5 protein-coding genes are annotated in these 4,627 nt (G+C 48.9%); 3 read left to right on the top strand and 2 right to left on the bottom strand.

What is annotated here, in order from left to right; all coding sequences use genetic code 11:
* Positions 1–1,168: leucine-rich repeat-containing protein kinase family protein (locus Q0499_RS06930; RefSeq protein WP_299197621.1), on the bottom strand; the 1,168-nt coding region annotated here is incomplete at its 3' end.
* 380 nt (positions 1,169–1,548) lie between these two features.
* Positions 1,549–2,226 (bottom strand): DUF1826 domain-containing protein, encoded by a 678-nt coding sequence (locus Q0499_RS06925; RefSeq protein WP_299197620.1) that lies wholly within the window; start codon positions 2,224–2,226, stop codon positions 1,549–1,551.
* Positions 2,227–2,350: 124 nt separating this feature from the next.
* On the opposite strand from Q0499_RS06925, the gene hisI reads away from it, so the two are divergent.
* The 3 genes from hisI to Q0499_RS06910 all read left to right on the top strand — a co-directional run.
* Positions 2,351–2,776, top strand: coding sequence for a phosphoribosyl-AMP cyclohydrolase (gene hisI / locus Q0499_RS06920; RefSeq protein ID WP_299197619.1), 426 nt, complete (start codon positions 2,351–2,353; stop codon positions 2,774–2,776).
* Positions 2,773–4,104, top strand: a complete 1,332-nt coding sequence (locus Q0499_RS06915; protein WP_299197616.1) for a dihydroorotase — start codon at positions 2,773–2,775, stop codon at positions 4,102–4,104. The genes hisI and Q0499_RS06915 overlap by 4 nt, the downstream gene beginning before the upstream one ends.
* A gap of 23 nt (positions 4,105–4,127) precedes the next feature.
* Positions 4,128–4,627 (top strand): GTP cyclohydrolase, FolE2/MptA family (locus Q0499_RS06910; protein ID WP_299197614.1); only part of this gene is annotated, 500 nt, incomplete at its 3' end.

Genomic DNA, 4,627 nt, shown 5'->3' with positions numbered 1-4,627 from the left:
GGTCATCAATAAAATGATGCAGGGCCCGCCGCTCAATCTGCCGGATCTTTTGCTGTTGCGCCTCTGTCAGCATGTGATACATCGTTGCTGCACCAAAATCGCCAAAGATGATATTGGCGTGTTCATCAAACAGTGTGTTATGGGCATACAGATCACCATGGCAGACTTGCTGGTCATGCAGGTGAGTAAAGACACTTTCCATCTGAACAACCATTTTTTCAATCTGCTCAATCGATAACGCAAAACCCTGTGAAAAGTTGTCACGGGTACAGCTTTTAAAACAGGGTGGAAGACCTAAATTACTGTAGTGAGCGGGTATCAACTTCATGATCAACGCTAAGTACCCACTTTCACTCACCTGCGCCAAAGGCTGTACCAGATTTGGATGACTTCCGGCTTTTAAACAGGCATTCAGTTCATCTTCCGGATAGCCATCAGAAGTTACTTCACCTTTAAATACTTTCACCGCGACATCATCAGGAAATGCGCTTTGATCTTCACGCCAGACAGCCTTTGATATCACCCCCGATGCGCCCTGCCCGAGCACTTCCAGCAAGGAAAAACTGGATGACTGAATGGTTGGAACGGATTGTATACTGAGATCAGAGCGACTAAACGGATTACCGGAAAACGCAATCCAGGCGAGTTTCGGCAGATCAAGCAGCTGTTCAGGGCATTCACTCAACTGGTTAGCAGAGATACGCACCAGCTCAAGATTAGTTAACTTAGCCATACTCTTTGGCAGATGGGTTAAGCGATTCCCCGCCAAGGCTAACTTTTGCAGCCGGGGCCGTTCACCCAGGGCCTCTGGCAGGGTTTCAATCCGGTTATCCGTTAAGATGAGCCAGCGTAACCTGGGCGGCAGAGAGTTTTCCGGAACCCGGTTTATTTTATTCGCTTTAAAACCCACCATCTCCAGGTTAGCGCACTGACCCAGCACCTCTGGCAGCGCTTCAAAGCGATTGTTTGAAGCAAACATAATCTTAAGCTTATGCAGCTGCTTCAGCTCATCCGGCAATGAATCTAACTGATTGTGGGATAGATCAAGAATTTCCAGCGTATCTGCCAGTGACAATATTTCAGATGGGAACGTGGTCAAATTCTCTGACAATTTCAGATGCTGAATACCCGCTAATTCGCCAGATTTTAACTGTGCAAGTGTATGCAAAATAGTGAACCCATGGTGAGTCTGAGACAAAATTGCGGCTAGTATACAAGCGTTCTCAGGGGGGCTCTAGGGGAATGGGGGAATGTTCGGGCTTTGCAGGCTCCATGATTGGCAGTTACACAACTCTATTACAGGCTCGGGGTAAGCCTATCCAAGCCCTATACTATCCTTCAGTTCGCTACTGTCGAAACCACCGCGATGAACCTCATCATGACAAATATTGCACAAGGTAATCAGGGTAAGGATAGTATTAAAATAGTAAGGCCTAGGGACTTAAGAACAGCTGAGAACTTTTCCAGGTCGCCTTTCAACACTCAACAGAAGTTTTAATGTAGTGATCTACTAATACCGGCCTTGACTGGCCACTTTGTATTCTATCCTCAAGCAAAATCCATAGTCACAACGATGCGCTTTTCACCGCCGAAAACGGCCGGTGAGCGGTGGACCGCCCCCAACCCATCATTACCATACCAGCCATCGCCTTTTAACAGAACAATATCCCCTGGATTGACCTGTTGAATACAGACAGCGCTGGAAAACAACCCCGACTCATCGTCACTCAACCCCATATTCCCCGGGCCCAGCTTGCTGCGGTTTACATCACAGTTATGAAGCCATTCCGTTCCCGGCCCCAGAAAAGTGCTGACCAGTCGACAACCTAACTTATCGGTATGAAAACGGGGACACATCGCACGATCCAGCACCTGTAGTCTTACGCCAACCTCATCAAGTTCAAATAAGCAGGAGTACATCTCCAGTAGTAACACAATATCATCGATAAACGCTGATTGGTTTTGCAGATCCGGCAATGATGATCTGAGTGACGCGACTGCTTTCTCAGGGGTCAGAACTGAGCGGAAGTTTAAACCCGGCTTACTCTCGACCAGCATCTGGCAATAATCAGAGACGTCTGTTGCCAGCATTCGTTGTAAAACCACCAGATTTATCTGTTCCTGATAGATCTTTGTCATCACTTCAGGCGTTAACCCTGATGCATAGCTCTGCTCTCCACTTCCGATATAACCTGTCTGACTAATTTCCAGCTCTGTCGCATTCACACCAACACCTGATAATTTTATTACAATAATTTAAATTAATGTTATGTTATAACATGTTTAACCCAGCTATTCTAACGTCTATCAAGATTATTCAAAGGTTATTGATGGCAGGAGAGATTGTTATATGAGCAAGGCGTTCTTTCAGTGTCTGGAAAACACCCCCCATAACCACAGGCTGCCATTAGCTAAGGTGATGGATAACCTCAGTTTTAATAAACAGGGCCTGATACCGGTCATCGCGCAGGATCGCTCAACCAAAACGGTATTGATGCAGGCCTGGATGAATCGGGAAGCACTGAATAAAACACTGCAGACTGGGCGCATGGTGTACTGGTCACGCAGTCGTAACTGTTTCTGGGAAAAAGGAGCGACCAGCGGGCATACCCAGAAACTGGTCAGAATGTCTTTTGACTGCGATGGTGATGTCATTCTCTGCCAAGTAGAGCAGAAAGGTGCCGTCTGCCATACCGGCCGACCCGCATGTTTCTATTTTGAAGTTGAGTCTGAGCAACAACAGGTTCGGGTTATTGGGGATGCCTGTCACCCATGAGAACAACCCTGATTAAAAATGCGACTCTGTTTAACGAAGGTGCAGAATATGTGGCAGATCTGCGGATATCGGGCCAGCGTATCGAACAGATCTCAAGGGAGATCCCGGCGAATGCCAATGATGATGTTATCGAGGCCGGGGGCTGCTGGTTGCTTCCGGGGATGATCGATGACCAGGTACATTTCCGGGAACCGGGGATGACTCATAAGGGCACTATTGCCAGTGAATCCCGCGCAGCCGTCGCTGGCGGTATTACCAGCTTTATGGAGATGCCGAACGTCACACCGTCAACGACAACACTGTCTGCACTGGCGCATAAATACGCCCTGGCGAAACAAAGCTCTGTGGCTAACTATGCTTTCTATCTGGGTGCAACTGAGGATAATCTCGAACAGATCAAACGGCTGGACCCATCACTGCATTGTGGCGTTAAAGTCTTTATGGGCGCGTCCACCGGAGACCTGCTGGTAGAAGCGCCACAGACACTGGAATCACTCTTCCGGGAGAGTCCGGTATTGATCGTAACTCATTGCGAAAGCGGGCCGGTGATTAAACATAATCTGGATGATTATCAGCGGGCGGGTATCATTCCAGAGATTACTGATCACCCCATTATTCGTGCCCATGAAGCCTGCTATGCATCTTCATCTTATGCCGTGGGGCTGGCTAAGCGCTATGGCAGCCAGCTGCATGTTTTGCATATTACCACTGCACAGGAGCTGAACCTGTTTGAAGCGGGCCCGGTGACCGGCAAATCGATCACTGCCGAAGCCTGTGTCCACCATCTCTGGTTCTCTGATGAAGACTATCCCGCCCTGGGCAACCTGATTAAATGCAATCCCTCGATCAAAACCAGCCGTGACAGGAACGCTCTCATTCAGGCACTGCATACCGGCCAGATAGATATTATCGCCACCGATCATGCTCCCCACACCTGGGAGGAGAAAAATCGAAGCTATATGCAGGCGCCAGCAGGACTACCGTTAGTGGAGCATGCTCTGCTAAGCCTGCTGGATCATGTCCATCAACAACGTTTCACAGTAGCGCAGGTGGTGGAGAAAACCGCCCATAATCCGGCACTTCGTTATGGTGTCGTTGAACGGGGTTTCCTGCGGGAAGGGTACTTTGCTGATCTGGTTTTGATTAACCCAGAGGGCCGTACAAAGGCCAGCCATGCTTCATGCCGCTATCACTGTGACTGGACACCTTTTGATGGTTACACTTTTAGTTCACAAATTCTCTCCACCTGGGTCAATGGTACCCGGGTTTTCGATGGTCATCCGCCGGGCTCACAACCGGTCGCGATGGCACTTAATTTTTCTCACTGAATATCATAACTAACGAAACCTCTATGTTAAATGTTAAACAACTGCCTGATGTGGCAGCCCACCATGTAGCCTCACACGCGCTGACACTGCAATGGGTAGGGATGGAAGATATCGCACTGCCGATCAGGCTTGACTGCGGTGATAACAGTCAACAGTCGATCAGTGCCCGGGCCAATCTCTATGTTAGCCTTGATAGCCCGGATGCAAAGGGTATCCATATGTCCCGGCTTTACCTGCAGATGAACAGCCATCTGGCGAACAGTCCCCTGAGCAGGGAATCTTTTGCACAGCTATTGTCTTTTATGGTGGCGTCACAACAAGGCCTCAGCCAGGGGGCACGAATACAGCTACATTTTGATCTGCTGCTGCAACGGAACTCTCTGAAAAGTAATGAGCAGGGCTACCAGTCCTATCCATTCACCATCAGTGCGGAGCTGCTGAATGATCGCCTTAGCATCCAGTTGGAGATGACTATCCCCTACTCCAGCACCTGTCCGTGCTCTGCTTCATTATCAAGACAGTT

Origin of the sequence: uncultured Amphritea sp. (genome assembly GCF_937127095.1) — a bacterium.
Classification (GTDB): Bacteria; Pseudomonadota; Gammaproteobacteria; order Pseudomonadales; family Balneatricaceae; genus Amphritea.
The sequence above is the reverse complement of the archived record's forward strand: the minus strand, read 5'-3'. Positions and strand labels throughout refer to the sequence as shown.

Bases quoted from the DNA above. Each gene is read 5' to 3' on its own strand.
- hisI (WP_299197619.1), top strand. From the start codon at position 2,351: ATGAGCAAGGCGTTCTTTCAGTGTCTGGAAAACACCCCCCATAACCAC.
- Q0499_RS06915 (WP_299197616.1), top strand. From the start codon at position 2,773: ATGAGAACAACCCTGATTAAAAATGCGACTCTGTTTAACGAAGGTGCA.